A 3,172-nucleotide genomic window follows, 5' to 3' on the forward strand; every position below is an offset into this window, starting at 1 on the left:
GGTGTTGCGCGATCAGGGTTTTCAAACCTTGATTGTCAATGCTCAAGATGTGGTGCTGGTAAGCCGCACTGTGCGCTATTAACGTGGGTTATTCACTGAGAAATCATGTCATTACTGCATACACCAGCCCTCAAGACACTAGCCCATTACCTAGCGGGCAAGTTTGACAATCGTGAACAGGCGATCGCCGAGCCTACGTGGTATGTCTCCCTGACTCTGTGGCAGCGACCAACACCGTTATTTGCTGACGATAGCATTACGCTGTTTATAGAGCAGGCAAACAGCATGACCTTAGATCAACCCTATCGACAACGCATTTTACGCCTACAGGCAACATCTGACGGCGAGCTACAAGGTCAATATTACGCTCTGAAGGACTTTACAGCTTGGAAGGGAGCTGCTAGCGATCGTCAACGTTTACAGCAACTGACGAGTGAGCATTTAGACTTGCTCCCTGGTTGCCTACTCACCATTACCTGTCAGCATAATCAGTTTGATGCTAACCTGAGTCCTGGCAGCCAGTGTAGCTTTACCTACCAAGGCAAAACTACCTACGTTTCACTGGGATTTCAGGCTAGTGGTAACCGTTTGCTAGTTTATGACAAAGGCATTGATCCAGTAACCGGCCAGGGGCTTTGGGGAGCACTGATGGGACCATTTCAATTCAGCAAGCGTGAAGACTTTAGTCACGAGTTGCCGTAGACTTCAAGCGCGTAGTTTCATACCCCACTGTTACCCTGCTGTGACTGCAAGCCTAACTAGCTAGCGTATCGCTACAACTAAACATTCAACCTCGTCAACATTAGAGCTTGTAGTGAACCTTAGCGCTGAAGCGCTTACTACAAACCAAGACGCTATCCTCAATTGAGCTGTAACGTTTCATGAGTCTCAGTAGCTCATCAATTTGCTCACCATCAAGACTGGAATCCTAACTATGAAATCCTTAGTAGGCCAGGTGACTTGAAGCTTCACACATAGAGACACCAAGCGCAGGAGGAAAACCGCTAGAATTCCCCCATGATGAAGACTCAAGACATTTTGCTGGAGATCATGAGTTATTCAAGCTAGAACTCATGACCTACTAGCTGGCAATACCACGAGGAACACCTTCTAAGGCTTCTTCTTCCGTGTCAAAAATTTCAAACACGGAGTCCATCATGGTGACCTCAAACACTAGCTTTGCCTCTGGATGGACGTTGCAAATACGAAAGCTGCCTGCAACCTTCTCAGCATCCCTCATGCCTGCCACTAGTGATGTCAAGCCAGAACTATCGATAAAGTTGACTTGACCCAAGTTAACCACGACATGAGGACTGAGTTTATTGATACATTCCTGTAGTTTCAGGCGAAATTGCCACGCGGTAGTGATGTCAAGTCGCCCTGACGGAGTTAGAACTATCACCGTTGTGCCATCTTGAGTTGTGTGTGTTCTCTGCTCCATTTGGCTGCATTACCCTCCCGTAATCTGTATACGTGTCTTCATGACGGAACTAAGCTAGACGAAACTCACCTTCAATTCCTCTTTCCAAGGATTTAGTTCTGCGTTAACTGCATACTACAGCTAACGACAGCATCTATCTGGAGGATACAACCACCCAAACTAAAAACGCTATTTCCAACATGCAATTGCTCTACAGTTTACCCTAGACAATCCAGGTAAATGCCATCCAATTCACAGAATCTGCCAATTTACCCAATCCTGAGGCTTTAAAAACTTGGTATATAGCTCGGCTTCTGGGCTGCCGGGTTCAGGCTGATAGTTATATTCCCAGCGCACTAAGGGTGGCAGCGACATGAGAATAGACTCGGTACGTCCATTAGTCTGTAACCCAAAGATAGTTCCTCGATCGTAGATAAGATTGAACTCGACATAGCGTCCCCGACGATACAGTTGAAACTGCCGTTCTCGCTCACCGTAGTCCATGTGGCGACGACGCTCTACGATCGGCGCATAAGCAGCTAAAAATGCGTTACCACAGTCTTGGACAAAGGCAAATACCTCATCCCATGACCGAGGCTGAGCACCCAATTCACGGCTAACCGTAGCGGCAATACCCTCTGGGTCAGGGCCTCGATACAGCTCACCCTGGCCATCTTGATAGTCAAAGAAGATACCACCGACACCACGAGCTTCTTGGCGATGCTTGAGGTAAAAATACTCATCACACCAAGGCTTAAATACAGAGTAATAGTGAGGATGATGGCGATCGCACACTGCCTTCAACGTTTGATGTAAGTGCACAACGTCTTCGACTACCGGGTAGTAGGGGGTCATATCCAGCCCACCCCCAAACCACCACACAGGGCCTGCTTCAAAGTAGCGATAGTTGAGATGAACCGTAGGGATGTGAGGATTACGAGGGTGCAACACCATGGAAGTGCCTGTGGCATAAAATTGATGACCTGCGGCCTCAGGTCGCTGCATTAGAATTGACGGAGGGAGGTGAGTACCCCACACTTCGGAAAAGTTCACCCCACCTTGCTCAAAGATGCCTCCCTGTTTGATGACCCTGGAGCGACCACCACCACCTTCTTCTCTTGTCCAGCTATCTTCCTGAAAAGTTCCTACACCATCTAGTTGCTCTAACCCCTGACAAATGGTATCTTGCAGCGTTTTGAGAAATTCACTGGTACGTTGACGAGAGTCAGTAGGAGGAAGGGGATTGACGGTGATCGTAGCTGTCGGTGAAGCAGTTGTCATAATTGAGTACAAAGTCACTATAGACGAATTTTAAGGTCGGTAGTTGTATAACCCTGAATAAAACCTTACCTGGTTCTTAGGTCACAAACACCTGCAATTGTGAGTTGCAACACTTTTTAATGTTTTAACCTCTGAATACTGGTGGCCATTTGTCAAGGCTAGTCTTCATCGATGACAGCGCTGCGATCAAGGAGCAGTAACTCACGCAGTTGATCGGTATCCAACTCAGTTAGCCAGTTTTCACCAGTGCCAACTACTTGCTCTGCTAGGACTTTTTTCGACTCTATTAGGTCGTGGATTTTTTCTTCTAAGGTGCCTGTACAAACAAATTTGTGCACTTGCACATTGCGAGTCTGTCCAATCCGAAAGGCGCGATCCGTTGCTTGATTTTCTACGGCTGGGTTCCACCAGCGGTCAACATGAAATACATGATTTGCACGGGTCAAGTTTAAGCCAGTGCCCCCCGCCTTC

4 protein-coding genes are annotated in these 3,172 nt (G+C 47.5%); 1 reads left to right on the forward strand and 3 read right to left on the reverse strand.

What is annotated here, in order from left to right; all coding sequences use genetic code 11:
- Positions 1 to 105: 105 nt before the first annotated feature.
- On the forward strand, positions 106 to 702 hold the full coding sequence (locus tag NZ772_16275; protein MCS6815111.1) for a chromophore lyase CpcT/CpeT: 597 nt from the start codon (positions 106 to 108) through the stop codon (positions 700 to 702).
- Positions 703 to 1,081: 379 nt separating this feature from the next.
- Here the strand turns inward: NZ772_16275 and NZ772_16280 are convergent, their stop codons facing one another.
- The 3 genes from NZ772_16280 to NZ772_16290 form a co-directional block, all read right to left on the reverse strand.
- Positions 1,082 to 1,441 (reverse strand): STAS domain-containing protein, encoded by a 360-nt coding sequence (locus tag NZ772_16280; protein ID MCS6815112.1) that lies wholly within the window; start codon positions 1,439 to 1,441, stop codon positions 1,082 to 1,084.
- Between the two features lie 231 nt (positions 1,442 to 1,672).
- Positions 1,673 to 2,701 carry an oxygen-dependent coproporphyrinogen oxidase gene (gene hemF / locus NZ772_16285; GenBank protein MCS6815113.1) on the reverse strand — a complete coding sequence of 343 codons (1,029 nt, stop codon included), beginning with the start codon at positions 2,699 to 2,701 and terminating at the stop codon, positions 1,673 to 1,675.
- 158 nt (positions 2,702 to 2,859) lie between these two features.
- The coding region (locus NZ772_16290; protein ID MCS6815114.1) for a helicase-related protein at positions 2,860 to 3,172 on the reverse strand (313 nt) is incomplete at its 5' end.

This window comes from Cyanobacteriota bacterium (genome assembly GCA_025054735.1).
GTDB lineage: Bacteria > Cyanobacteriota > Cyanobacteriia > SKYG9 > SKYG9 > SKYG9.

Bases quoted from the DNA above. Each gene is read 5' to 3' on its own strand.
- NZ772_16275 (MCS6815111.1), top strand. From the start codon at position 106: ATGTCATTACTGCATACACCAGCCCTCAAGACACTAGCCCATTACCTA.
- NZ772_16280 (MCS6815112.1), bottom strand. From the start codon at position 1,441: ATGGAGCAGAGAACACACACAACTCAAGATGGCACAACGGTGATAGTT.
- hemF (MCS6815113.1), bottom strand. From the start codon at position 2,701: ATGACAACTGCTTCACCGACAGCTACGATCACCGTCAATCCCCTTCCT.